This is a genomic window from Isoptericola sp. NPDC056605 (genome assembly GCF_042792795.1).
Classification (GTDB): Bacteria; Actinomycetota; Actinomycetes; order Actinomycetales; family Cellulomonadaceae; genus Isoptericola.
Genome location: NZ_JBHTVT010000008.1, coordinates 80662 through 105222, shown reverse-complemented (window position 1 = coordinate 105222; position 24561 = coordinate 80662). Strand labels below are relative to the sequence as shown.

The 24561-nt window shown below is 74.7% G+C and carries 24 protein-coding genes; 23 read left to right on the top strand and 1 reads right to left on the bottom strand.

Annotation, left to right across the window (positions count from 1 at the left end):
- Positions 1-13 precede the first annotated feature (13 nt).
- Positions 14-724 (bottom strand): alpha/beta fold hydrolase, encoded by a 711-nt coding sequence (locus ACFQ8Y_RS10485; protein ID WP_430585400.1) that lies wholly within the window; start codon positions 722-724, stop codon positions 14-16.
- A gap of 113 nt (positions 725-837) precedes the next feature.
- Here ACFQ8Y_RS10485 and ACFQ8Y_RS10480 point away from each other — a divergent pair, with 113 nt between their 5' ends.
- From ACFQ8Y_RS10480 to lepB, 23 genes are all read left to right on the top strand, one after another.
- Positions 838-1326: a nitroreductase/quinone reductase family protein gene (locus tag ACFQ8Y_RS10480; RefSeq protein WP_430585399.1), complete on the top strand. Its 489-nt coding sequence runs from the start codon at positions 838-840 to the stop codon at positions 1324-1326.
- Positions 1327-1367: 41 nt separating this feature from the next.
- Positions 1368-2804 carry a bifunctional folylpolyglutamate synthase/dihydrofolate synthase gene (locus ACFQ8Y_RS10475; RefSeq protein WP_430549867.1) on the top strand — a complete coding sequence of 479 codons (1437 nt, stop codon included), beginning with the start codon at positions 1368-1370 and terminating at the stop codon, positions 2802-2804.
- 131 nt (positions 2805-2935) lie between these two features.
- Positions 2936-3931 carry a dihydroxyacetone kinase subunit DhaK gene (gene dhaK, locus ACFQ8Y_RS10470; protein ID WP_430585398.1) on the top strand — a complete coding sequence of 332 codons (996 nt, stop codon included), beginning with the start codon at positions 2936-2938 and terminating at the stop codon, positions 3929-3931.
- A gap of 41 nt (positions 3932-3972) precedes the next feature.
- A complete protein-coding gene (gene dhaL, locus ACFQ8Y_RS10465) occupies positions 3973-4662 on the top strand; it encodes a dihydroxyacetone kinase subunit DhaL (RefSeq protein WP_430585397.1) in 690 nt (229 codons plus the stop codon).
- Positions 4659-5381, top strand: coding sequence for a dihydroxyacetone kinase phosphoryl donor subunit DhaM (dhaM, locus tag ACFQ8Y_RS10460; protein ID WP_430585396.1), 723 nt, complete (start codon positions 4659-4661; stop codon positions 5379-5381). The genes dhaL and dhaM overlap by 4 nt, the downstream gene beginning before the upstream one ends.
- A 57-nt stretch (positions 5382-5438) precedes the next feature.
- Positions 5439-6047: a TetR/AcrR family transcriptional regulator gene (locus ACFQ8Y_RS10455; RefSeq protein ID WP_430549871.1), complete on the top strand. Its 609-nt coding sequence runs from the start codon at positions 5439-5441 to the stop codon at positions 6045-6047.
- A 100-nt stretch (positions 6048-6147) separates the two neighbouring features.
- Positions 6148-7830, top strand: coding sequence for an MDR family MFS transporter (locus ACFQ8Y_RS10450; protein WP_430585395.1), 1683 nt, complete (start codon positions 6148-6150; stop codon positions 7828-7830).
- Positions 7827-8270, top strand: coding sequence for a DUF4233 domain-containing protein (locus ACFQ8Y_RS10445; RefSeq protein WP_430549873.1), 444 nt, complete (start codon positions 7827-7829; stop codon positions 8268-8270). Before ACFQ8Y_RS10450 ends, ACFQ8Y_RS10445 begins: the two co-directional genes overlap by 4 nt.
- A 70-nt stretch (positions 8271-8340) precedes the next feature.
- Positions 8341-8799, top strand: a complete 459-nt coding sequence (ndk, locus tag ACFQ8Y_RS10440) for a nucleoside-diphosphate kinase (protein ID WP_430549874.1) — start codon at positions 8341-8343, stop codon at positions 8797-8799.
- 142 nt (positions 8800-8941) lie between these two features.
- On the top strand, positions 8942-12523 hold the full coding sequence (gene smc, locus ACFQ8Y_RS10435) for a chromosome segregation protein SMC (protein WP_430585394.1): 3582 nt from the start codon (positions 8942-8944) through the stop codon (positions 12521-12523).
- A gap of 4 nt (positions 12524-12527) precedes the next feature.
- Positions 12528-12854 carry a hypothetical protein gene (locus ACFQ8Y_RS10430; protein ID WP_430549876.1) on the top strand — a complete coding sequence of 109 codons (327 nt, stop codon included), beginning with the start codon at positions 12528-12530 and terminating at the stop codon, positions 12852-12854.
- An 83-nt stretch (positions 12855-12937) separates the two neighbouring features.
- On the top strand, positions 12938-14116 hold the full coding sequence (gene ftsY, locus ACFQ8Y_RS10425; protein WP_430585393.1) for a signal recognition particle-docking protein FtsY: 1179 nt from the start codon (positions 12938-12940) through the stop codon (positions 14114-14116).
- A gap of 186 nt (positions 14117-14302) precedes the next feature.
- A complete protein-coding gene (locus ACFQ8Y_RS10420; RefSeq protein WP_430549878.1) occupies positions 14303-15589 on the top strand; it encodes an ammonium transporter in 1287 nt (428 codons plus the stop codon).
- Entirely contained in the window at positions 15586-15924 is a 339-nt protein-coding gene (locus ACFQ8Y_RS10415) for a P-II family nitrogen regulator (RefSeq protein WP_430549879.1), read from the top strand. Before ACFQ8Y_RS10420 ends, ACFQ8Y_RS10415 begins: the two co-directional genes overlap by 4 nt.
- Positions 15925-15926: 2 nt before the next feature.
- The gene (locus ACFQ8Y_RS10410; RefSeq protein WP_430563322.1) at positions 15927-17765 is read left to right on the top strand and encodes an HD domain-containing protein; all 1839 of its coding nucleotides are present in this window, start codon (positions 15927-15929) and stop codon (positions 17763-17765) included.
- Between the two features lie 54 nt (positions 17766-17819).
- Positions 17820-19436 (top strand): signal recognition particle protein, encoded by a 1617-nt coding sequence (gene ffh, locus ACFQ8Y_RS10405; RefSeq protein ID WP_430585392.1) that lies wholly within the window; start codon positions 17820-17822, stop codon positions 19434-19436.
- A 53-nt stretch (positions 19437-19489) separates the two neighbouring features.
- On the top strand, positions 19490-20593 hold the full coding sequence (locus ACFQ8Y_RS10400) for an amidohydrolase family protein (protein WP_430549882.1): 1104 nt from the start codon (positions 19490-19492) through the stop codon (positions 20591-20593).
- A gap of 195 nt (positions 20594-20788) precedes the next feature.
- On the top strand, positions 20789-21208 hold the full coding sequence (gene rpsP / locus ACFQ8Y_RS10395; RefSeq protein WP_430563324.1) for a 30S ribosomal protein S16: 420 nt from the start codon (positions 20789-20791) through the stop codon (positions 21206-21208).
- Positions 21208-21447, top strand: a complete 240-nt coding sequence (locus tag ACFQ8Y_RS10390; RefSeq protein WP_429728397.1) for an RNA-binding protein — start codon at positions 21208-21210, stop codon at positions 21445-21447. Before rpsP ends, ACFQ8Y_RS10390 begins: the two co-directional genes overlap by 1 nt.
- Before the next feature lie 139 nt (positions 21448-21586).
- Entirely contained in the window at positions 21587-22144 is a 558-nt protein-coding gene (gene rimM, locus ACFQ8Y_RS10385) for a ribosome maturation factor RimM (protein WP_430563325.1), read from the top strand.
- A 1-nt stretch (position 22145) separates the two neighbouring features.
- Positions 22146-22967: a tRNA (guanosine(37)-N1)-methyltransferase TrmD gene (trmD, locus tag ACFQ8Y_RS10380; RefSeq protein WP_430585391.1), complete on the top strand. Its 822-nt coding sequence runs from the start codon at positions 22146-22148 to the stop codon at positions 22965-22967.
- 169 nt (positions 22968-23136) lie between these two features.
- Complete coding sequence (gene rplS, locus ACFQ8Y_RS10375) at positions 23137-23499, top strand: 50S ribosomal protein L19 (protein WP_429762293.1); 363 nt, start codon at positions 23137-23139, stop codon at positions 23497-23499.
- A 192-nt stretch (positions 23500-23691) separates the two neighbouring features.
- Positions 23692-24513 (top strand): signal peptidase I, encoded by an 822-nt coding sequence (gene lepB, locus ACFQ8Y_RS10370; RefSeq protein ID WP_430585390.1) that lies wholly within the window; start codon positions 23692-23694, stop codon positions 24511-24513.
- Positions 24514-24561: the final 48 nt, after the last annotated feature.

The window sequence follows — 24561 nt, the reverse complement described above, 5'->3', positions numbered from 1 at the left end:
CGCGGACCAGCCGTCACGAGCCGCCCTGCGCGAGGTCGAGGAACCCCTCGACCTCGCGCAGGAACGCGTCGGGGGCGTGCGGGTGCACCAGGTGGCCGCCGGACAGCGTGACGAACCGGGCGTCGGGCAGCCGGGCCGCCGTGCGGGCCATCGCGTCCTGCGGCAGGTGGCTGTCGGGGCCGCCTCCGATCACCAGCGTCGGCGCGGCGACGGCGGCCAGACCGTCCACCCAGGCGGGGTCCGGGGCGGCGAGCGCCGCCAGCACCGCGGGGCGGATCTCCCGCTCGTAGAACGACGCGTCGTCCGGGCGCCTGGCCGGCGCGGGGAGGCGGAAGGGCTCCAGGGGCGGGGGCTCCTCGAGCACCAGCGCCGCGACGCGGTCGGGCCGCTCGAGGGCGACCAGCAGCCCGACGAGTGCGCCCAGCGAGTGCCCGACCAGCACCGCGCGGTCCAGGGCGAGGTCGTCGAGCAGCAGCAGCACGTCGTCCCGCAGCTCGGTCACCGACCCGATGCCGCGCCGCGGGCTGCGTCCCGCGCCCCGCAGGTCCGGCACCACGACCGGGCCGCGGCGGGAGAGCGGGCCGAGGAACGGGTCCCACGTCGAGCCGTCACCGCCCCCGCCGTGCAGCAGCACCAGCGGCGCGGCGTCCGACCCCGGAGGGTCGGGGACGACGCGACGAGCGAGGCGGACGGGACGCTCGGGAGCGTCGGAGGCGGTGGCCACGACCCGACCGTAGCCCCGGCCGACGACAGCGGCGCGGCGCCCACCCCGGGGCTAGCCTGGTGCCCCGGCGTGCCGCGCCGGCCCGCTGCGAGGAGTTCGCCGAGGAGTCCGCCATGGGCAGCACGCACGCGACACCGGCCCCCGAGTCCCGCCCGCCCTTCGTCCCGCCGCGCTGGTTCGTCCGCTCGGCGTGGGCGGTCCAGCGCGCCGGCTACCGGATCAGCGGCGGGCGGTGGCCGCTGCGGCGGCCCACCCCCGGCGGCAAGTTCGGCATGCTGCGCCTGCGCGTCGTCGGGCGCCGCAGCGGCCAGGAGCGTGCCGTGATCCTCGGCTACGTCGAGGACGACGGCCGGTACGTGACCCTGGCGATGAACGGCTGGGGCGACCCGCCGCCCGCGTGGTGGCTCAACCTGAGCGCGCACCCGGACGCCGAGGTGGACACCGTCGACGGCCCGCGACCCGTCCGGGCGACGGCGGCGCAGGGCGAGGAGCGCGACCGGCTCTGGACGCTCGTCGGCCGCCACCAGGGCTGGGGCGAGATCGACCGGTTCGCCGCGCACCGCGCCGGGGAGACCCCGGTCGTGGTGCTCGCGCCGCGCTGACCGGCCGTCGTCGGCGGGCGCGCAGCGCCTATCCTTCGGGGGTGACCCCCGACGCTGAGAACAAGCCCTCGTCCGCCGTGCGCAAGGCCCGTGCCGCCGAGCGCCAGGCCGCCCGCGCGGCGGCGGAGGACGCCGTGGCGCAAGAGTCGCTGCGCGAGGTGTACGCGGAGATCATGTCGCGGGCGCCGGAGCACGACATCGACCCGACGCTCGACCGCGTGCGGCGCGTGCTCGAGCTGCTGGGCGACCCGCAGCACGCGTTCCGCGCGATCCACCTCACCGGCACCAACGGCAAGTCGTCGACGGCGCGCATGACCGAGCGGCTCGTGCGCGAGCACGGCCTGCGCACCGGCCTGTTCACGTCGCCCCACCTCACGAGCGTCACCGAGCGCATCCAGGTGGACGGCGAGCCGCTGAGCGCCGCCCGCTTCGTCGAGGTCTGGGAGGACGTCGCGCCGTACATCGGCGTGGTCGACCGCGAGTCGCAGGAGGCGGACGGGCCGCGGCTGAGCTTCTTCGAGGTGCTCACCGTCATGGCGGTCGCGGCCTTCGCCGACGCCCCGGTCGACGTCGCGGTCGTCGAGGTCGGCATGGGCGGCCGGTGGGACTCCACCAACGTCGTCGACGGCGAGGTCGCGGTGCTCACCCCGGTGGGCATCGACCACGAGCGCTGGCTCGGCTCGACGCTGGCGGAGATCGCCACGGAGAAGTCCGGCATCGTCAAGGAGGGCGCCACGGTCGTGAGCGCCGAGCAGGAGGTCGTCGTCGACGAGATCCTGCGCGAACGTGCGGCGGAGGTGTCGGCGCACCTGCTGCGCGAGGGCGTGGAGCTCGAGGTCGCCGGCCGTCGGCCGGCCGTCGGTGGGCAGCTCGTCGACCTGCGTACCCCCGCCGGCCTGTACACCGAGGTGCTGGTGCCGCTGCACGGCGCGTACCAGGCCCACAACGCGCTCCTCGCGCTCGCCGCGGTCGAGGCGCTGCTCGGCGGCCGGGCCCTGGACGGCGGCGTGGTCGAGACGGCGTTCGCCGACGTCGTCGTGCCCGGGCGCCTCGAGGTGGTGCGCTCGAGCCCGACCGTCCTGGTGGACGCGGCCCACAACCCGCACGGGGCGCAGGCCCTCGTCGACGCGCTCGACGAGGAGTTCGACCTGCCGCGCCTGGTCGGCGTCGTCGCCGTGATGGCGGACAAGGACGTCGAAGGGCTGCTCGCGACGCTCGAGCCGGCGCTCACGGAGCTCGTGCTCACGAAGAACTCGTCGGCCCGCTCGGCCGACCCCGAGGACCTGCTCGAGGTGGCCCACGAGATCTTCGGCGAGGACCGCGTACGCACCGCCGCCCGCCTCGACGAGGCGCTGCAGATGGCGGCCGACCTCGCCGAGAGCGGCGACCAGGTGGGCGTCGGCACCGGCCGCGGCGTGCTCGTCACCGGCTCGGTCATCACCGTCGCGGACGCCCGGATCCTGCTCGGCCGCGGCTGACGCGCCCGTCCGGGACGCGCGCACGATCACCCGCCCGCCACCCCCCGGGGGTGCTGCGTGGCGTGCCGCCCGGGTGTTGGATGGGGACAGGCCGCCGCGGTGCACGGCGGTGCCAGGCGAGGAGGCACGACATGAAGAAGCTGCTCGACGACCCCGCGGACGCGGTGACCGACTCGCTCGCGGGATTCGGGCTCGCCCACGCCGACCTGGTCGAGGTGCACGACGAGCCCGTGTACGTGACGCGGGCCGGCGGGCCCGTCCCGGGCAAGGTGGGGCTGGTCAGCGGCGGAGGCTCGGGGCACGAGCCGCTGCACGCCGGGTTCGTCGGGGACGGGATGCTCGACGCGGCGGTCCCGGGCGCGGTGTTCACCTCGCCCACGCCGGACCAGATCGTCCCGGCGATCCTGGGCGCGGACTCGGGCGCCGGCGTCGTCGCGATCGTGAAGAACTACACGGGCGACGTGCTCAACTTCGAGACGGCCGTGGAGCTCGTCGAGGCGGAGGGGTCGCAGGTGGCGACGATCCTCGTCAACGACGACGTCGCCGTCGAGGACTCGCTGTACACGGCGGGCCGCCGCGGCGTCGCCGGCACCGTCTGCGTGGAGAAGATCGCGGGCGCCGCCGCGGCCCGCGGCGACGACCTCGGCGCCGTCACCGAGATCGCCGGCCGCGTCGTGGCGAACGTGCGCAGCATGGGCGTCGCGCTCACGGCCTGCACGGTGCCGCACGTCGGGAAGCCGTCCTTCGACCTGCCCGACGACGAGGTCGAGATCGGCATCGGCATCCACGGCGAGCCCGGCCGCCACCGGATCCCGTTCGCCGGCGCCACCGAGATCACGCGCAGCCTGCTCGACCCGGTCGCCGACGACCTGCGGCTGGGCGGCGGCGACGACGTGCTGCTGTTCGTCAACGGGATGGGGGGCACGCCGCTGTCGGAGCTGTACGTCGTCTATGGTCGAGCGCGCGGGCTGCTCGAGGAGCGCGGTGTCACCGTCTCCCGGTCGCTCGTGGGCAACTACGTGACGTCGCTGGAGATGCAGGGCGCGTCGATCACGCTGCTGCGGCTGGACGACGAGCTGCGGGGGCTGTGGGACGCGCCGGTGCGTACGGCGGCGTTGCACTGGTGACGGGCGCCGCGGGGCGCCCCGAGGCGAGGAGGCGTGCGGTCATGGGGCTCGACGTGGCTTGGGCGGAGCGTTGGGTGCGGCGCACCGCCGACGTCGTGGCGGGGTCGAAGGACGAGCTCACGGAGCTCGACCGGCAGATCGGGGACGGCGACCACGGGGAGAACCTGCACCGCGGGTTCCAGGCCGTGGTCGCGAAGCTGGACGAGCCGGGCACCCCGGAGCGCGCGGAGGTGGGCGACGTGCTGATGCTCGTCGCGACGACCCTGATGTCGAAGGTCGGCGGCGCCTCGGGGCCGCTGTACGGGACGGCGTTCCTGCGGGCGGCGAAGCGGTCCGCCCGCCCCAGCGTGGACGGGTCCGGCGTCGTGGTGCTGCTCGACGCCGCGCTCGAGGGCGTGACGTCGCGCGGCAAGGCGCAGGTCGGGGAGAAGACGATGGTCGACGCCCTCGCCCCCGCGGTCGAGGCGGCCACCACCGCCGCGGACGCCGGTCGGGACCCTGTCGACGTGCTCCGAGCCGCCGCGGAGGCAGCCGACGCGGGGGCCACCGGCACGATCCCGCTCGTCGCGACCAAGGGGCGCGCCTCCTACCTGGGGGAGCGGAGCGCCGGCCACGAGGACCCGGGCGCGCGCTCGACGGCGCTGGTGCTGCGCGCGGCGCTCGACGCGGCGCTCGACGCCACGCCCGATTCCACGGCGGGCGAGAGCGAGGCGGAGGCGGTCGCGGAGTGAGCGTCGGGCTGCTGCTGGTCTCCCACTCGACGCGGCTCGCCGAGGGTGCGGTCGAGCTGGCCCGCGAGATGGCGCCGGACGTCGTCCTGGAGAGCGGGGCGGGGGACGGCGACGGCGGCCTGGGCACGTCGCTGGAGGTCGTGCAGGACGCTCTGGGGCACGCGCTGCCGCGGGTCGACGGCGTCGTCGTCCTGGCGGACCTGGGCTCCGCCGTGCTGACCGTCGAGACGGCGCTGGAGCTCGACGCCGACCTGGCGGACCGGGTGCGCCTCGCCGACGCGCCGTTCGTCGAGGGCACCGTCGCCGCGGCGGTCGCGGCGCAGCAGGGCGGCGACCTGGACGCGGTGCTGGCCGCCGCCGAGGGGGCGGGCGCGCCCGTCGCCCCGCCGGTCGCCCCGCCGGTCGCCCCGCCCGTCGCCCCGCCGACGGCCCCGACCCCCGAGGCCCCGGACGCGGGCGGCGAGACGGTCTCGGCGCGGGTCGTGATCCGCAACCCGCTGGGCCTGCACGCCCGTCCGGCGGCGGTGGTGGCACGCGCCGCGGCGGCGTTCGGCGGGCCGGTCACCCTGCAGGGCGTGGACGCGACGAGCGTGCTGCAGCTCATGGCGCTGGGCACGGCCGCCGGCACCGAGGTCGAGGTGGCCGCGCACGGCGCGGACGCGCGCGACGCCGTGGCCACCGTCGTCGGGCTGATCGAGGGCGGCTTCGGCGAGGTGTGACCACGCTCACAGGAAGTTGCACTTGGTGCAATATTGCAGCGGGTGCATGATTGTCCGGTGACTCCTCCCGCCGGTGACCTCGGACTGCGTGAGCGCAAGAAGCGCGCGCGCACGGACGCGATCGTCGACGCCGCCCAGCGCCTCGTGCTCGAGCGCGGCCTGGACGCCGTGACCGTGGAGGAGATCGCCGAGGCGGCCCAGATCTCTCCCCGCACGTTCTTCAACTACTTCGAGTCGAAGGACGACGCGGTGCTCGGCCAGGGCTCGTTCGAGCTGAGCGCCGAGATCCGCGAGGCGTTCGCGGCCGGCGGGCCCCACGGACGCCTCGTGGCCGACCTCGAGGTGCTCGTCCGGTCCCTGCTCGAGGCCTTCGCGGGCCCGGGGCAGCACCACGGCGAGCAGGTGATGGAGATCCTGCAGCTGGAGCCACGGCTGCTCGGCCGGCACTTCGCCTGGTTCGAGCGGCACAAGACCCAGGTCGTCGCCCTGTTCGAGCGGCGGCACGAGGCGGCCCCGTTGCCCGCCGACCCCGAGATGTGCGCCATGGTCGTCTTCGTCGTCACGCGAGCCGCGATGGACGACTGGGCCCGCGCCGGTCATGAGGGCGACGTCGGCGACCACGTGCCGCACGTCGTCGGCCAGCTCGCCGCCATCCTCACGTCGTGACCCCCGGGTGCCCGCCGGCACCCGCGCACGTCGTCACCCGAAGCATCCCCGCCCCCGTCACTACCCCGGCGCCCCGTGCGCCGCCGATCCGAGGTGTTCCATGAGCCATGCCGCTCCCGCCGCGCCGGACAAGCCGCTCGTCGTCCTGACGCAGCGCACCGTCTGGCTGATCTTCGGCGCCCTGATGGCGTCGATGTTCCTGTCCTCCCTCGACCAGACGATCGTCGGCACCGCGATGCCCACGATCGTCGGCGAGCTGAACGGCGTCGAGCACCAGGGGTGGGTCATCACGGCCTACATCCTGGCCGTCGCCATCGGCATGCCCCTGTACGGCAAGTTCGGCGACCTCATGGGCCGGCGCTGGCCGTTCCTCGTCGCGATCGGGCTGTTCACCCTCGCCTCCGTGGGCGCCGCGCTCTCGCAGAACATGATCGAGCTCGTCCTGTGGCGCGGGGTCCAGGGCCTCGGCGGCGGCGGCCTGATGATCCTGTCGCAGTCGATCATCGCCGACATCGTGCCGGCGTCCGAGCGCGGCAAGTACATGGGCCCGCTCGGTGCGCTGTTCGGCATCTCCGCCGTCCTCGGGCCGCTCCTCGGCGGGTGGCTCACCGAGGGCCCGGGCTGGCGCTGGACGTTCTGGATCAACCTCCCCGTCGGCGTCGCCGCGTTCGTCATCGCGTGGTTCGCGCTCAAGCTGCCCTCGCACCGCTCCTCCCGTCCGATCGACTGGGCCGGGATCGTCACGATGGCGGTGGCCACCACCGGCATCGTGCTCGTCACGAGCTGGGAGTCGCTCTCCTCGAGCGGCTACGACTGGACCGACTGGCGCCTGTCCGGGCTGGTCGTGCTGACGTTGGCCGCCGTGGCCGGGTTCATCGTGGCCGAGACGCGCGTCGCCGAGCCGCTGATCCCGCTGCGCCTGTTCAAGAACCGGACCTTCACGATCACCACGCTCATCGGCCTGGTGCTCGGCATGGGCATGTTCTCGGCGATGGCGATGATCCCGACGTTCCTGCAGATGTCGACCGGCGCCGGCGTGACCGAGTCCGGCTGGCTGATGCTCCCGATGATGGCCGGCATGATGCTGACCTCGATCGTGTCGGGCATCGCGATCTCCAGGACGGGGAAGTACAAGGCGTACCCCGTGGTCGGGCTGATCGTCGTCGCGCTGGCGATGGTGTGGCTGACGACCCTGTCGGGCGACATGTCCATGTGGACGTTCGGCGCGATGATCTTCACGCTCGGCGCCGGCATGGGCCTCGTGATGCAGACCGTCGTGCTCGCGGTGCAGAACGCCGTGGACCCGCACGAGCTGGGCACCGCCACGAGCTCCAACAACTTCTTCCGCGAGATCGGCGCCGCCACGGGCACGGCCCTGTTCACGACGATCTTCACCACGCGGCTCACCGACAACCTGCAGGGCGTGTTCGCCGGCGTGCCGGGCGGCGCGGCCGGTGCGGGGGAGTCCAGCCTCACCCCCGCCCTCGTGCAGCAGCTGCCCGAGCCGCTGAAGACCGGCGTCATCGACGCCTACGCCGACGCCCTGGCGCCGTCGTTCTGGTACCTGCTGCCCCTGATCGTGCTGGGCCTGGTGCTCGCCCTCTTCCTGCCCGTGATCAAGCTCTCCGACGTCGCCGGCATGGTGGCGCGCGGCGAGGCGGTCGCCGACCCGGCCAGGGCGGGGGCGCTCGACGAGCTGCCGGTCGCCGACGGCGCGTCCGAGGCCACCTCCGACGAGGACGGTCCCGGCACCCGCGAGCGCGCGGATATCGTGGGGTCGTGAGCAAGAAGGACGACCGTCCCCGCCCGGGGGACCGCATCAAGCCCCGCAAGCCCGCCAAGGTGCAGTTCACGTCGATGATGCTGCAGCTGGAGGCGTTCGTGGTGCTGTTCGCCGGCGTCGCCCTCTACGGGCTGCGGAACACCGGCTACGAGCGCGGCCCCCTGGTGATCGAGTCGCCGCTCGCCCTGTGGCTCGTGATCGGCGTGCTGTTCGTGGTGCTGCTGGTGATGTCCCGCATGGTCGGGACGCCGCTGGGGTACTACGCGGGGACGGTCGTGCAGGTGCCCGTGCTGGCGATGGGCCTGCTCCTGCCGATGATGTTCGTGGTCGGTGTGGTGTTCGTCGCGATGTGGGTCGTCTCGATGCGCCTGGGCGGACGCATCGACCGCGAGCGCGCGGAGTACGACGCGCAGCACCCGGAGACGGCGCCGAACCTCTGACCGGCCGCGCCGGGGTCGTCGGGCGGTCGGGCGTACGGGGCACGGCACGGGCGCCGATAGGCTCTCCGCCATGACCGACGTCGCAGACACCCCCCTGCCCGCCGAGCCCGCCATCGAGCGCACCCTGGTGCTCGTCAAGCCCGACGGCGTGCGCCGCGGCCTGTCCGGCGAGGTGCTGCGGCGCATCGAGGCGAAGGGCTACTCGCTCGTCGCCGTCGAGCTGAAGCAGGCCACGACCGAGCTCCTCGCCGCGCACTACGCCGAGCACGAGGGCAAGCCGTTCTACCAGCCGCTCGTGGACTTCATGCTCTCGGGCCCGACGCTCGCCGTCGTCGCCGAGGGCCAGGGCGTCATCCCGGGCTTCCGTTCGCTGGCGGGGGCGACCAACCCCACCGAGGCGGCCCCCGGCACCATCCGCGGCGACCTCGGTCGTGACTGGGGCCTCAAGGTGCAGCAGAACCTGGTGCACGGGTCCGACTCGCCCGAGTCCGCGGCCCGCGAGATCGGCCTCTGGTTCCCGAACCTCTGAGCGCTCGCACGTCTCGCACGACTCACGCACGACGTCGCACGGCCGGGCCCGCACGGGCCCGGCCGTCGGCGTGTCCGGACGTCTCCGGGCGGGACCGGCGTAGTTCCGCGGATCGGCGGGATCCGGCGGTTAGGCTCGCCGGGTGCACCTCAAGACGCTCACGCTCCGCGGCTTCAAGTCGTTCGCCTCGGCGACGACGCTGAGCCTCGAGCCGGGCATCACGTGCGTCGTCGGGCCGAACGGCTCGGGCAAGTCGAACGTGGTCGACGCGCTCTCCTGGGTGATGGGGGAGCAGGGCGCCAAGTCGCTGCGCGGCGGCAAGATGGAGGACGTCATCTTCGCCGGCACCGCCGGCCGTCCGCCGCTCGGCCGGGCCGAGGTGTCCCTCACGATCGACAACACCGACGGCGCCCTGCCGATCGACTACACCGAGGTGACGATCACCCGCACGCTGTTCCGCAGCGGCGGGTCGGAGTACGCGATCAACGGCAGCTCCTGCCGGCTGCTCGACATCCAGGAGCTGCTGAGCGACTCCGGCATCGGCCGCGAGATGCACGTCGTGGTGGGTCAGGGGCAGCTCGACGCCGTGCTGCGCGCCACCCCCGACGACCGGCGCGGCTTCGTCGAGGAGGCGGCCGGCGTCCTCAAGCACCGCAAGCGCAAGGAGAAGGCGCTGCGCAAGCTCGAGGCGATGCAGGGCAACCTCGCCCGCCTCACGGACCTCACCGCGGAGCTGCGCCGTCAGCTCGGGCCGCTCGGACGGCAGGCGGAGGCGGCGCGCAGGGCCCGCACCGTCCAGGCCGACCTGCGCGACGCGAAGGCCCGCCTGCTCGCGGACGACCTGGCCCAGCTCACCGCCCAGATGGCCCAGGAGCGGGCCGACGAGGCGGCGCTGCGCGAGCGGCAGCAGGAGACGGAGCAGGGCCTGGAGCGGGCGCGGGAGCACCTGGCGCGGCTCGAGGTCGCGGCGTCCGCCGCGGTCGCGGACGCCGGCCGCGCGGCCGACGCGTTCCACGCGCTGAGTGCGCTGCGCGAGCGGCTGCGGGGCCTCGCCACGCTCGCCGACGAGCGGGTGCGGCTGCTGGGTGCCGCCGAGCCGGAGCACCGGGGGCAGGACCCGGCCGACCTGGAGGCCCAGGCCGAGCGCGCGCGGGCCACGGAGGCGGAGCTGACCCGCGAGGTCGAGCTCGCGCGCGCCGCGCTCGACTCCGCCGTCGCCGCCCGCACCGACGCCGAGAAGGCCGCGGACGCCGCGGAGCGCGAGCTCGCGACCCTGCACCGCGGCGCGGCCGACCGCCGCGAGGGCCTCGCCCGGCTCTCGGGGCAGGTGGCCGCGCGCCGCAGCCGCGTCGAGGCCGGCGACGCCGAGCTGGAGCGCGTGCGCGAGGTCGTGGCCGAGGCGGAGCGCCGGGCCGAGGCGGCGGCGCGCGAGTTCGGCGCGCTCGAGGTGCAGGTCGTGGGTGCCGAGGAGGGCGAGGAGGACCTCGACGCCCGGCACGAGGAGGCGACGACGGCGCTGGCCGAGGCGCAGGAGGCGGTGGGAGACCTCGAGGCCCGCGCGGCCGAGGCCGAGCGCGACCGCGCCACCTGGAGCGCGCGCGTCGAGGCCCTCGAGCTCAGCCTGGACCGCAAGGACGGCGCGGGGGCCCTGCTCGCGGACGCCGCGCCCGGCGTGCTCGGCTCGGTCGCCGCGCTGCTCGGCGTCGAGCCCGGCTACGAGGACGCGGTGACGGCCGCGCTCGGCCCGGTCGCGGACGCCGTGGCCGTGCGCGACCTCGGCGCGGCGGTCGACGCGCTGCGCCGCCTGCGCGACGACGACGCCGGCCGCGCCGGGCTCGTCGTGGGCGGCGCGGACGACGGCCCGTCGGGGCCGACCGCCGTCCCCGCCGACCTGCCCGACGGCGCACGCCGCGCGGCCGACGTCGTCACCGTGGCGGGGCCCGCGGCCGCGCCGTTGCGCACGCTGCTGCGCGACGTGGTCGTCGTGGACGACCTGGCCCAGGCGCGCGCCCTGGTCCAGGCGGCGCCCGCCGTCGTCGCCGTGACGCGGGCGGGCGACCTGCTGGGCGCCACGCGGGCCTGGGGCGGCTCCGCGGCCGCGCCGAGCGTGCTGCACCTGACGTCCGCGCTGGACGAGGCCAAGGAGGGGCTCGACGACGCGGCGGCCCGTGCCGAGCGGTGCCGCTTCGAGCTGGTCGGGACGCGCGAACGGCTCGAGGCGGCGCAGGCCGCCCACGACGACACCCTGGCGCGGCTGCACGAGTCGGACGCGGCGCTCGCCGCCGTCGCGGAGCAGCTCGGCACGCTGGGCTCGGCGCACCGGTCCGCGCTCGCGGAGGCGGAGCGGCATCGCGCGACGCTGGCACAGGCGGCGGAGCGCCGGGAGGCCGACGAGGCGGAGCTGGCCGAGCTGGCCCGTCGCCTGGAGGTCGCGGAGGCCGAGCCGGCGCAGACCCAGGAGCAGGTCGCCGAGGCGCAGGCGGCCCGCGAGACGACGCAGGCGGCCGCCACCGAGGCGCGCGCCGCCGAGACGGAGGCGCGCCTGGAGCTGCGCACCAGCGAGGAGCGGGCGCGCGCCGTCGCCGGCCGTGCGCAGGGCCTCGCGCGGGCCGCGGCGCAGGAGCGGGCCGCCCGCGAGAAGGCGGAGCGACGCGCGGTGCAGCGCGCGGCCGAGGCACGGACGGCGGCCGGCGTGCGCGACGACGCGGGCACGGCCCTCACCGTGCTCGCCCGTTCGATCGAGCGCGCCCAGGCCGAGCGCGCCGCCGCCGACGAGGAGCGCGCCGCACGGCAGCAGGAGCTCGAGGCGGTCCGCGTCGACGCCGACCGGCTCGCGGGCGAGCTGCGCGACCTCACCGACGTCGCGCACCGCGACGAGGTGGCGCGCGCCCAGCAGGTGGCGCGGCTCGAGCAGCTGCGGGCCCGGGCGGTGGACGAGCTCGGCAGCGACCCCGACGTCCTGGTCGAGGAGCTCGGCCCCCACCACGACGTGCCCGTGGCGCGCCCCGCCGACGCCGCCGAGGAGGACCCGGACCCGGAGCCCGTGCCCTACGTGCGGGCGGAGCAGGAGAAGCGGCTCGCGACGGCGGAGCGTGCGCTCGCCCGCATCGGCGCGGTCAACCCGCTGGCCCTGGAGGAGTTCGCGGCGCTGGAGGAGCGGCACCAGTTCCTCACGGAGCAGCTCGCGGACCTCAAGAAGTCGCGCCAGGACCTGCTGCACATCGTCGAGGAGATCGACGAGCGGGTGCAGCAGGTCTTCGCGGAGGCGTTCCGCGACACCGCGGAGCAGTTCGAGCGGGTCTTCGGCCGGCTCTTCCCGGGCGGCGAGGGGCGCCTGGTGCTCACCGACCCGGGCGACCTGCTCACCACGGGCATCGAGGTCGAGGCGCGCCCGGCGGGCAAGAAGGTCAAGCGGCTGTCGCTGCTGTCCGGAGGGGAGCGGTCGCTGACAGCGGTCGCGTTCCTCGTGTCGATCTTCAAGGCGCGCCCCAGCCCGTTCTACGTGATGGACGAGGTCGAGGCGGCGCTCGACGACGTGAACCTGGGCCGCCTGCTGGAGATCTTCCGCGAGCTGCAGGAGGACTCCCAGCTCATCGTCATCACCCACCAGAAGCGCACGATGGAGGTCGCGGACGCGCTGTACGGCGTGACGATGCGCGGCGACGGTGTGACGACCGTCATCTCCCAGCGGATGCGCGAGACCGTCGATGCGCGGGGAGAATAGCGCCATGCTCACGTTCGTCCTCTGGGTCCTCGGGTCCCTCGTTCTCGCCGCGGTGGTGTTCCTCGTGGCCAACGTCATGGAGCGTCGTGGGGGTCAGGACGACGAGGCACCCGGCCTCGGTCGCTTCCTGCGCGACTTCCGGTCCGGGCTGCGGCGCAAGCGCGTCGCGCCCCCTGCCCCGGTCGAGACCGGGATGGACGAGTTCTTCGCCGCGACGATCGAGGACGCACCGGGCTACGTCGACCCGGAGGAGCTCACCGACGCGCTGCACCGGGCACGCCTGCAGGCCCGCAGCTCGTGGCACGTGGGGACGGTCCGCAAGCCGGAGTGACCCCCCGCCCGTGGGTCCGGCGGTGAACCCGGCGGCGACCCGGGTCGCGCGGCGCGGTCGTGCGCTTCTGGGAGACTGTGCGCGTGACTGATCTGCTCTGGCTCTGGATCCTTCTTGGCGTCGTCGTCGTGGTCGGCGGCGGCACCGCCCTGCTCGTCCCGCGGTCGCGCCGCCGTCGCCTCGACGAGCAGGTCGACCGGCGCGACGAGGGCACGACGACGGTCGCGCCCGCGCCGGGACGGCCCGCCGCCGAGCCCGCCCCCGAGGCGGCCGCCGCGGAGCCCGAGGTGGCGGGGCCGGCGGCCCCCGCGCTCGAGACGCCGGAGCCGGTGGCCGGCCGCCTGGTGCGCCTGCGCGACCGGCTCGCCCGGTCCGGGTCGCCGCTCGGTGCGCGGCTGCTCAGCGTCCTGTCGCGCGACCACCTCACCGAGGACGACTGGGACGAGCTCGAGGAGACGCTGCTGCTGGCCGACATCGGCGCCGGCCCGGCGGAGGAGCTCCTCGAGGCCCTGCGCACCCGCGTGCGCGTGCTCGGCGTGCGCGACCCGAAGGCCGTGCGCGACCTGCTGCGCGAGGAGCTGCTCAAGGTCGTCGACCCGGCGCTGGACCGTGAGGTCGCCACCACCGGTCCGGTCGGCGAGGACGGCACGCGGCTGCCCGCCGTCGTGCTCGTCGTGGGCGTCAACGGCACCGGCAAGACGACGACCGTCGGCAAGCTCGCCCGCGTGCTCGTCGCGGAGGACCGGTCGGTGGTGCTCGGCGCGGCCGACACGTTCCGCGCGGCGGCGGCCGACCAGCTGCAGACGTGGGGCGCCCGCGTGGGCGTGGAGACCGTCCGTTCGGACCGGGACGGCGCCGACCCGGCCGCCGTCGCGTTCGACGCGGTGCGGCGCGGCAAGACCGAGGGCACGGACGTCGTCCTCGTCGACACCGCCGGCCGCCTGCAGAACAAGGCGGGCCTCATGGACGAGCTCGGCAAGATCACCCGCGTCATCACGCGGGAGGCGCCGCTCGCCGAGGTGCTGCTCGTGCTCGACGCCACCACCGGGCAGAACGGCCTCAACCAGGCGCGCGTGTTCGGCGAGGTCGCGGGCGTGACCGGCATCGTGCTCACCAAGCTCGACGGCACCGCCCGCGGCGGCATCGTCGTGGCCGTGCAGCGCGAGCTCGGCGTGCCGGTCAAGCTCGTGGGCCTGGGGGAGGGGCCGGACGACCTGGCGCCGTTCGACCCCGAGCAGTTCGTCGACGGCCTGCTCGGCTGACTGGGATCGGCTGACCGGGGCGACGGCTCCGCCCGCCGACGCGGCTCACGGGGCCCCGTTAACGCAAAGTTGACGCGTGGCGAGGCCTTGTCACACCCGCGAAACACCAGGAGAGTCCAGGCGAAACCCCGCCCGACCACGGTAGTGCCCGACCCGGCCGCCCGGCTGGTGAGGGAGGAACAACTCATGGAGCTGGACACCGGAGCAACCGCGTGGATGCTGATGTCGGCATCTCTCGTGCTCCTGATGACCCCTGGACTCGCGCTCTTCTACGGCGGGATGGTGCGCGGCAAGTCCGTGCTGAACATGATGATGATGTCGTTCGGCGCGATCGCCGTCGTCGGCGTCGTCTACGTGCTGTGGGGCTGGTCGATGTCCTACGGCGCCGACCTCGGCGGGATCGTCGGCAACCCGTTCGACCAGTTCGGGCTGTCGGGCGCGATCTACGACGCCGCCGGTGAGTTCGTGATCGACGACTTCGGCGTCCCGGGCATCGTGGGCGTCGGCTTCCAGGCCACGTTCGCCATCATCACCGTCGCGCTGATCTCCGGCGCGATCGCGGACCGCGCCAAGTTCGGCACCTGGATGGTCTTCGTGGCCGTGTGGGTGACCCTCTGCTACTTCCCGATGGCGCACATGGTCTGGGGCGGCGGCCTGCTGTCCGGCGACGGGCCGTTCGCGTCCATCGCGACGCCGATCGACTTCGCCGGCGGCACCGTGGTGCACATCAACGCCGGTGTGGCCGCGCTGGTCCTCGCCCTGGTGGTGGGCAAGCGCAAGGGCTTCGGCTCCGAGCCGATGCGCCCGCACAGCCTCCCGCTCGTCATGCTGGGCGCCGCCCTCCTGTGGTTCGGCTGGTTCGGCTTCAACGGCGGTTCCGCCTTCACGGCCGACGGCTTCGCGGGCCTCGCGTGGGTCAACACGACAGTCGCGACCGCGGCCGCGGTGCTCGGCTGGCTCCTGGTGGAGCGGCTGCGCGACGGCTCGGCGACGTCGCTCGGCGCGGCGTCGGGCGTCGTGGCGGGCCTCGTCGCGATCACCCCGGCCGCCGGCTCCGTCAGCCCCGTGGGCTCGATCGCGGTCGGTGCGATCGCGGGCGTGCTCTCCGCCTTCGCGGTGGGCCTCAAGTACAAGCTGGGCTACGACGACTCGCTCGACGTCGTGGGCGTGCACCTCGTCTCCGGACTCTGGGGCACGGTCTCGATCGGCTTCCTCGCCACCGAGACGGGGCTGTTCTACGGCGGCGGCCTGAACCAGCTCGCCGTCCAGGCGATCATCGCCGTCGTCGCGATCGTCTTCTCCGGCATCATCACGTACCTCATCGCGATCGCGCTCAAGGCGGTCATGGGCTGGCGGGTCTCGGAGGAGGCCGAGGTCGGGGGCATCGACCTCGCGGTGCACAGCGAGTCCGCCTACGAGACCGTCCCGCAGGGTTCCGCCAGCGGCCAGATCAAGAGGGAGATCCGCGCATGAAGCTCGTCACCGGAGTCGTCCAGCCCCACCGCCTGGACGACGTGAAGTCCGCCCTCGAGGCCGCGGGCATCCGCGGCATGACGGTCAGCGAGGCCAGCGGCTACGGCCGCCAGAAGGGGCACACCGAGGTGTACCGGGGCGCCGAGTACACGGTCGACCTGGTGCCGAAGGTCCGCGTGGAGGTCCTCGTCGCGGACGAGGACGCGCCCACCGTCGTGGACGTCGTCGTCAAGGCCGCCCAGACCGGCCGGATCGGGGACGGCAAGGTGTGGACCACGACGCTCGACGACGTGGTGCGCGTGCGCACCGGCGAGCACGGCGACGCGGCCCTCTGACCGTGCTCCCGGACGACCAGCCGGGCGCGACCGAGCCCCGCACCCCGGACGCCGGGGTGCGGGGCTCGCGCGTCGACGACGGCGCCGGCGCCGCGGTGGGCCCGCTGCGCGCGGACCTGCTCGCCACCGCCGACGGCCTGACCGGCCCCGGCCGGTCGGGCGTGGCGCGCCGCACGGCCCTGCAGCAGCTCGTCACCGACCGGCTCACCCCCCTGTTCGAGGCGGCCACGGCCGACGTCGACCCGTCGGGCCTCGCGCTCGCCGCCGTCGGCAGCCTGGGCCGCGGCGAGCTCGGCCCGCTGTCGGACCTCGACCTCGTGCTCGTGCACGACGGGCGCACGCACAAGCCCGACGAGCTCGCCCGTGTCGCCGACGCCCTGTGGTACCCGCTGTGGGACTCCGGCGTGGACGTCGACCACGCCGTGCGCTCGCTGAGCCAGACCCGCCGCCTCGCCTCCACCGACCTGCCGGCCGCCGTCGGCTGGCTCGACGTGCGGCCCGTGGCGGGGGACGCCGTCGTCGTGCACCGCGCGGCGTCCGCCATCCTCACGGACTGGCGCTCGGCGTCGCGCCGCCGCCTGCCCGAGCTGCTGCACAGCGCTCGCGACCGGGCCGAGCGCGCGGGGGAGCTGGCGTACCTCATCGAGCCGGACCTCAAGGAGTCGCGCGGGGGCATCCGTGACGCCGTCCTGCTGTCGGCGCTCGCGGCCACATGGCTCACCGACCGTCCGCACGGCAGGGTCGACCGGGCGTACGCGCACCTGCTGGACGTGCGGGACGCGGTGCACGTCGTGACGCGCCGCCGGTCCACGAAGCTCCTGCTCGCCGACCTGGACGAGGTGGCCGCCCGCTGCGGGCACGACGACCCGGACGAGCTGCTGGCCAGCCTCGCCGAGGCGGGGCGCGAGATCTCCTACGCGCTGGACTCCACGGTGCGCCGCGCCCGCCAGGCGCTGCAGCGGCCCGCGGTCCGCCGGCCGGTCATGGTCCGGGGGCGCCGGTCCGCGCCGCGGCTGCGATCGGTGGGCGACGGCCTCGTGGAGCACGACGGCGAGCTGGTGCTGGCCGTGGGCGCGCAGCCGGCCGACGACCCGCTGCTGCCCCTGCGCGCGGCAGCCACCGCGGCGCGCACCGGCCTCGTGCTCTCGCCCGTGACCGTCCAGTCCCTGGCGGAGTCGCCGCCCCCGCCCGAGCCGTGGCCGTCCGCCGCGCGGGCCTCGCTGCTCACCCTGCTGGGCGCGGGCCCGGCGCAGGTGCCGGTCTGGGAGGCGCTCGACCTGGCGGGCGTGGTCACGACCTGGGTCCCCGAGTGGGCCGGGGTGCGCAACCGCCCCCAACGGGCGGCGATCCACCGGCACACGGTGGACCGGCACCTGGTGGAGACCGCGGCACGCGCCGCCAAGCTGCGCCGCCAGGTCGCCGCCGACGGGGGCGTCCCGCCGGCGCCGACCGAGGTGCTCCTGCTGGGCGCCCTGCTGCACGACATCGGCAAGCGGCGGGGCGCTGTCGAGCCCGACCACTCCGTGGAGGGGGCGCGCATCGCCCCCGGCATCGTGCGCCGGACGGGGTTCGGCGACGCCGTGGCGCGCGACGTCGGGATCGTCGTGCGGCACCACCTCACCCTCGCGCGGCTGGCGACGACCGCCGACCTGGAGGACCCCGCCACGGTGGCGGAGCTCCTCGACGCGCTCGAGCACCGCGGGGACCTGCTGGAGGTCGTGCGCGTCGTGACGGAGGCGGACTCGTCGTCGCTGGGCCCGGCGGGGTGGACGGCCTGGCGCGCGAGCCTGGTGGACGACCTCACCGGGCGGGCGCGCCGGGAACTCGCCGGTGACCGGTAGCAGACCGGTAGGGTAGGTGGCTGCAACGACCGAATCTCTGTGAGGACCTGCCTGGTGTTCAACTCCCTGTCGGACCGGCTCACCGCGACGTTCAAGAACCTGCGCGGGCGGGGCCGGCTCTCCGAGGCGGACATCGACGCGACCGTGCGCGAGATCCGCCGGGCGCTCCTCGACGCCGACGTCGCCGTGCCCGTCGTGCGCGAGTTCACCGCCGCCGTGCGCGAGCGCTCCCTGTCGGCCGAGGTGTCGGGCGCGCTGAACCCGGCGCAGCAGGTCGTGAAGATCGTCAACGACGAGCTCGTGGCGATCCTCGGCGGCCAGACCCGGCCGCTCCAGTTCGCCAAGACGCCGCCGACGGTCATCATGCTCGCGGGTCTGCAGGGTGCCGGTAAGACCACCCTCGCCGGGAAGCTGGCGCTGGCGCTCAGGGAGCAGGGCCACACCCCGCTGCTGGTCGCCGCCGACCTGCAGCGTCCGAACGCGGTGACCCAGCTCTCCGTCGTCGCGGAGCGGGCCGGGGTGCCGGTCTACGCGCCGCACCCGGGCAACCAGGGCGCCGAGACGGACGTCGTCATCGGCGACCCGGTGGGCGTGGCCCGCGACGGCGTCGCCGAGGCGAAGGTCAAGCAGCACGACGTCGTCATCGTCGACACCGCCGGCCGCCTGGGCGTCGACCAGGTGCTCATGCAGCAGGCCTCGGACATCCGCGACGCCGTGCAGCCCGACGAGGTCCTGTTCGTCATCGACGCGATGATCGGCCAGGACGCCGTCGCGACGGCGAAGGCCTTCGAGGAGGGTGTCGACTTCACCGGCGTCGTCCTGTCCAAGCTCGACGGCGACGCGCGCGGCGGTGCCGCCCTGTCGGTGGCGACGGTGACGGGCCGCCCCATCATGTTCGCCTCGACCGGTGAGAAGCTCACCGACTTCGAGGTCTTCCACCCCGACCGCATGGCGTCGCGCATCCTCGACATGGGTGACGTGCTCACCCTCATCGAGCAGGCCGAGAAGGCCTTCGACGCCGAGGAGGCCGCCAAGATGGCGGCCAAGGTGGAGAAGGGCGAGGACTTCACCCTGTCCGACTTCCTGGTGCAGATGCAGCAGATGAAGAAGCTCGGCTCGATGAAGAAGATGCTCGGGATGATGCCGGGCATGGGGCAGATGCGCGAGCAGCTCGAGAACTTCGACGAGCGCGAGGTCGACCGCGTCCAGGCGCTCATCCAGTCGATGACGCCCGCCGAGCGCGACAACCCCAAGCTCATCAACGGCTCGCGGCGCGCGCGCATCGCCCGCGGCTCCGGCCAGACGACGACGGCCGTCAACCAGCTGCTCGAGCGGTTCGGTCAGGCGCAGAACATGATGCGCCAGATGAGCAAGGGCGGCGGGATGCCGGGCATGCCCGGCGGCGTCCCCGGGATGCCGGGCATGCCCGGCGGCGGCAAGAAGGCGCGCGGCAAGCAGGCGCCGGCGAAGAAGGTCAAGGGCAAGTCGGGCAACCCCGCGAAGCGGGCGCAGCAGGAGCGCGAGGCCATGCAGCGCGCGCTCGGCGGTCCCGCCGCGAAGCCGTCCTCGCCGGGCTCCGCGTTCGGCATGGGCGGCGACGAGCCCGCCGAGCAGGACCTCTCGAAGCTCCAGCTGCCGGACGGCCTCGACAAGCTGCTCGGCGGACGCTGAGGCGTACGGACCGGCGTCCACGGCTCGGCCTCCCGACTCGGTAACCTTCGACCATGTCTGCCCCGCACGTCCCGCTGCACGTCACCGGCCACGTCCTGCTCGGCCACGATCGCGACGTCGGCGAGATGTGGGTGCGCGACGGGCGCGTGAGCCTCACCCGGCCGTCGCCGCAGGGCAGCGCCACCCGCGAGCTCGAGGGCTGGGTGCTGCCCGGCCTGGTGGACGTGCACTGCCACGTGGGCCTCGGCCCGGACGGCGCGGTCGACCACGAGACGGCGGAGGCCCAGGCGGTCGCCGACCGGGACTCCGGCGTCCTGCTCGTGCGGGACGCCGGCTCGCCCGTGGACACGTCCTGGGTCCAGGAGCGCCCCGACCTGCCGCGGCTCGTGCGCGCCGGCCGGCACCTGGCCCGCCCCAAGCGCTACCTGCGGCACTTCGGGCTCGAGCTCGACGACGTGGGAGCGCTCCCCGACGCGGTGCGCGCCCAGGCGCGCGGCGCGGACGGCTGGGTCAAGCTGGTCGGGGACTGGATCGACCGCGAGGCGGGCGACCTGGGCCCGCTGTGGCCCCGGGACGTGCTCATCGAGGCGGTCGCCGCCGCGCACGCGGAGGCCGCGCGCGTCACGGTGCACGCCTTCTCCGAGGAGGTCGTGCCCGACCTGCTCGCCGCGGGCGTGGACGGCATCGAGCACGGCACCGGCGTCGTGGGCCCGCTCGTGGACGAGGTCGCGGCGCGGCGCATCCCCGTGACCCCCACGCTGCTCCAGGTGGCCCGCTTCGAGGAGATCGCCCGGCAGGCGGAGGGGAAGTACCCCGAGTACGCGGCGCGGATGCGGCGCATGCACGCCCGCCGGTACGAGCACGTGCGTGCGCTGCACGAGGCGGGCGTGCCCCTGCTCGTCGGGACGGACGCCGGCGGCACGCTCGGGCACGGGCGCGTCGTGGACGAGTGCGCCGAGCTGGTCGCGGCCGGCATCCCGGCCGCGGACGTCGTCGCGATGGCGACCTGGCGGGCGCGCGAGCTGTTGGGCTTCGGCGCGCTCGTCGAGGGGTCCAGCGCCGACCTGGTGGTGTACCCCGCCGACCCGCGCGAGGACATCGAGGTGCTCCGCCACCCGACCGCCGTCGTGCTGCGCGGGCAGGTCGTGCGGGGCTGACCCGCCACGGCGGGCGGGCGAGAGGTGCGTCACCGAGGTTGGAGCGGGCGTGCCGGGTCTGGCACAATGTCCGGGTACTCGGCGTGCCCAGGCCCCTCTCTCCTGCGCAGGTCGCGTCCAGACCTCCGGACACCGCCAGGACCCCACCCGGCGGCGCGTGAGGTCGCCCCACCAGAACCAGGAGACACCACCACAGTGGCCGTCAAGATTCGTCTGAAGCGCCTCGGCAAGATCCGGGCCCCGTACTACCGCGTCGTCGTGGCCGACTCGCGCTCCAAGCGCGACGGTCGTGTCATCGAGGAGATCGGGAAGTACCACCCGACCGAGGAGCCGTCGTTCATCGAGATCAAGTCCGAGCGCGCGCAGTACTGGCTCGGCGTCGGCGCGCAGCCGACCGAGCAGGTCGCCGCGCTGCTCAAGATCACCGGTGACTGGCAGAAGTTCAAGGGTCTTCCGGGCGCCGAGGGCACCCTCAAGACCAAGACCGTGAAGGCCGACAGCGCCGCCGCGGTCGAGGCCGTCGCCGCCGAGGCCGAGAAGGCCAAGGCGAAGGCCGCCGAGAAGAAGGCCGACGAGCCGGCGGCCGAGGCCACCGAGGCTGAGGCCGAGGCCTGATGCTCGCCGAGGCCCTCGAGCACCTGGTGCGCGGCATCGTGGACAACCCGGACGACGTCCGGGTGGCTTCGCGGACGCAGCGCCGGGGCGACCTGCTCGAGGTGCGGGTGCACCCCGACGACCTCGGCCGCGTGATCGGCCGGGGCGGACGGACGGCGAAGGCGCTGCGCACGGTGGTCGGCGCGCTCGCGACGGACGGCCCCGTGCGGGTCGACGTCGTCGACGTCGACCGGCGCTGACGCGTGCCGCACCCGCTGCCGTAGCTCTGACGAGGCCCGGTCCCACTGCACGGTGGGGCCGGGCCTCGTCGTCTGCCGCGAGGCATGCTGGGACCGGTGGTCACCGGGCCGACGAGAACAGATCGAGACAGGAGTGGTCATGCAGCTGGTGGTGGCGCGCGTCGGGCGGGCGCACGGGCTCCGTGGCGAGGTCGGGCTCGACCTGCGCACGGACAACCCCGAGGAGCGGCTCGCGGTGGGGCTCACCCTCGCGACGGAGCCGGCCGATGCAGGACCCCTGACGGTGACGGCCGCGCGGGTGCACCAGGGCCGCTGGCTCGTGTCCTTCGCCGAGGTGGCGGACCGCACCGCGGCCGAGGCGCTGCGGGGCGTCGAGCTGGTCGTCGAGGCGGACGTCTCCGACGAGGACGACGCCTGGTACCCGCACGAGCTCCAGGGGCTGCGCGCCGAGCTCGAGGACGGGACCGTGGTCGGCGAGGTGACCGGTCTCGAGCACCTGCCCGCGCACGACGCGCTCGTCGTGCGGGAGGCCGGCGGCGAGCGCACGCTCGTGCCGTTCGTGCACGCCATCGTGCCGGTGGTCGACGTCGCGGGCGGCCGCGTGGTCCTGACGCCCCCCGGCGGGCTGCTCGCCCGGGACGCCGACGCGGTCGTCGTCGACCGGGCGGACGGCGAGACCGAGCAGGGCGAGGCCTGACGTGCGCGTCGACGTCGTCTCGATCTTCCCCGACTACCTGGCCGCGCTCGACCTCTCGCTGGTCGGCAAGGCGCGCAGGGCGGGGCTGCTCGACCTGCGGGTGCACGACCTGCGGGACTGGACCACCGACCGGCACCGCACGGTCGACGACACCCCGTTCGGCGGGGGAGCGGGCATGGTCATGCGTCCGGACGTCTGGGGCCGCGCGCTCGACGACGTCCTGCCGGCGGACGGCGGCGGGCACCTGGTGGTGCCCACGCCGTCGGGCGACGTCTTCACGCAGCGGCACGCGGAGGCGCTCGCGACCGAGGAGCACGTGGTCTTCGCGTGCGGGCGGTACGAGGGCATCGACGCGCGCGTCGCCGAACGCACCCGCGCCGCCGGCCACCGGGTCAGCGAGCTGTCCATCGGCGACTACGTGCTCAACGGCGGGGAGGTGGCCGCGCTCGTGATGATCGAGGCGTTCGGCCGGCTGCTGCCGGGTGTCGTGGGGAACCCGCACTCGCTGGTCGAGGAGTCGCACGGCGCGGCCGGGCTGCTGGAGTACCCGGTGTACACGAAGCCGCCGGAGTGGGAGGGGCTCGAGGTGCCCGAGGTGCTCCTTTCCGGCCACCACGCCCGGATCGAGCGCTGGCGCCGCGACCGGGCGCTGGAGCGGACGGCCGCGCGGCGGCCCGACATGGTGGCCGCGCTCGACCCGACGGCGCTCGACAAGGCCGACCTGGCCGTCCTGTCCGGCCTGGGCTGGGACGTGCGTGACGGACACCTCCGCCCCGCGGCGGGGCCCGGGCCGGGAGCCGTGCCGGGACGTATGGCAGAATAGGGCGCTGGTGTGTTCGCCGACCCGGCCTCTGCCACAGGGGAGGTCATGACGGGCTGCTGGTCAGCCCGCCGGTCGAGGAGCCGACGCACCCACCGATACGTCAGACATCGCGCGCCCGCGGGCGCGCCACGATCTTGCTCCTGACCTGTGGCAGAGCGGGGAGAACATCATGCACACGCTCGACTCCGTCGACGCAGCCTCGCTGCGCTCCGACGTCCCGGACTTCCGCGCCGGCGACACCGTCAAGGTCAACGTCAAGGTCGTCGAGGGCAACCGCTCGCGCGTCCAGGCGTTCCAGGGCATCGTCATCGCGCGCCAGGGCGGCGGCGTCCGCGAGACGTTCACCGTCCGCAAGATCAGCTTCGGCGTCGGCGTGGAGCGCACGTTCCCCCTGCACGCCCCGACCATCGACTCGATCGAGGTCGTCTCCCGCGGCGTCGTCCGCCGGGCGAAGCTGTACTACCTGCGCAACCTGCGCGGCAAGAAGGCGAAGATCCGCGAGAAGCGCGAGACCGCGCCGACCTCGAAGTGAGGCCGTGCGTCGTGACGCACCGCGTCGCGACGCCTTGACGCGAACCCCGGACGGGCGGTCCTGCCGATGGCAGGGCCGCCCGTCCGTCGTCTCCGAGCCGGGGACGTCGTGCGCGCACGGGCGTCCTCCGGGGCGTCTGGGGGCCCCGCCGCGGGTTTCGCCGTGGACGGTGACGAGTGAAAGAGTGAGTCCGTGGCAGACTCCGATCCCGTGACCGACCGGCCCAGCGCGCGCGAGCCCCGTCCCCACGACCCCGCGGGCAGCGGCTCCGGCGACGGGGTCGAGGGCTTCGACGCCGTGGTCGGGGCGGGACGGCCCGCGACCGCCGCGGGCGGCGCCCCGAGCCGTGGGCTCGGGGTCCTGCGCGAGACCGCGATCATCGTGGTCAGCGCGCTGGTGCTGTCGTGGCTGATCAAGACGTTCCTGGTGCAGGCGTTCTTCATCCCCAGCGGCTCGATGGAGGACACGTTGGAGATCGGGGACCGGGTGATGGTCTCGCGCATGGTGCCGGACGTGTTCGACGTGAACCGGGGCGACATCGTGGTGTTCAAGGACCCGGGTGGCTGGTTGCCGCCGTACGAGCCGCCCGAGAGGACCCCGGTGGGGCAGGCGGTGACGAACGTGCTGACGTTCGTGGGGCTGCTGCCGCAGGAGACGGGCGACCACCTGATCAAGCGGGTCGTCGGGACGCCCGGGGACCACGTGACGTGCTGCGACGACCAGGGTCGCGTGAGCGTCAACGGGGAGCCGATCGACGAGGAGTCGTACATCAAGCCGGGCTCGGTGCCGAGCCAGGACCCGTTCGACACGGTGGTGCCCGACGACATGCTGTTCGTCATGGGGGACAACCGGCAGAACTCGCAGGACTCCCGCTACAACACGGGCAAGCCCGGCGGCGGGTTCGTGCCGATGCAGAACGTCGTCGGGTCGGCGTTCGCCACCGTGTGGCCGCTGGGTGACGCGAAGCTCCTGCGCAACCCGGGCGACGTCTTCGCGAAGGTCCCGGAGCCGTGACGTCGCTCGTCGAGCCGGGCGTCGAGGAGGACGCCGTCCAGCCCGTCC

Coding starts and splice junctions, on each gene's coding strand:
- rplS (WP_429762293.1), top strand. CDS start 23,137: ATGCACACGCTCGACTCCGTCGACGCAGCCTCGCTGCGCTCCGACGTC.
- ACFQ8Y_RS10420 (WP_430549878.1), top strand. CDS start 14,303: ATGGAGCTGGACACCGGAGCAACCGCGTGGATGCTGATGTCGGCATCT.
- dhaK (WP_430585398.1), top strand. CDS start 2,936: ATGAAGAAGCTGCTCGACGACCCCGCGGACGCGGTGACCGACTCGCTC.
- ACFQ8Y_RS10390 (WP_429728397.1), top strand. CDS start 21,208: ATGCTCGCCGAGGCCCTCGAGCACCTGGTGCGCGGCATCGTGGACAAC.
- ACFQ8Y_RS10480 (WP_430585399.1), top strand. CDS start 838: ATGGGCAGCACGCACGCGACACCGGCCCCCGAGTCCCGCCCGCCCTTC.
- ACFQ8Y_RS10415 (WP_430549879.1), top strand. CDS start 15,586: ATGAAGCTCGTCACCGGAGTCGTCCAGCCCCACCGCCTGGACGACGTG.
- dhaL (WP_430585397.1), top strand. CDS start 3,973: ATGGGGCTCGACGTGGCTTGGGCGGAGCGTTGGGTGCGGCGCACCGCC.
- ACFQ8Y_RS10400 (WP_430549882.1), top strand. CDS start 19,490: ATGTCTGCCCCGCACGTCCCGCTGCACGTCACCGGCCACGTCCTGCTC.
- ACFQ8Y_RS10450 (WP_430585395.1), top strand. CDS start 6,148: ATGAGCCATGCCGCTCCCGCCGCGCCGGACAAGCCGCTCGTCGTCCTG.
- ACFQ8Y_RS10430 (WP_430549876.1), top strand. CDS start 12,528: ATGCTCACGTTCGTCCTCTGGGTCCTCGGGTCCCTCGTTCTCGCCGCG.
- ndk (WP_430549874.1), top strand. CDS start 8,341: ATGACCGACGTCGCAGACACCCCCCTGCCCGCCGAGCCCGCCATCGAG.
- rimM (WP_430563325.1), top strand. CDS start 21,587: ATGCAGCTGGTGGTGGCGCGCGTCGGGCGGGCGCACGGGCTCCGTGGC.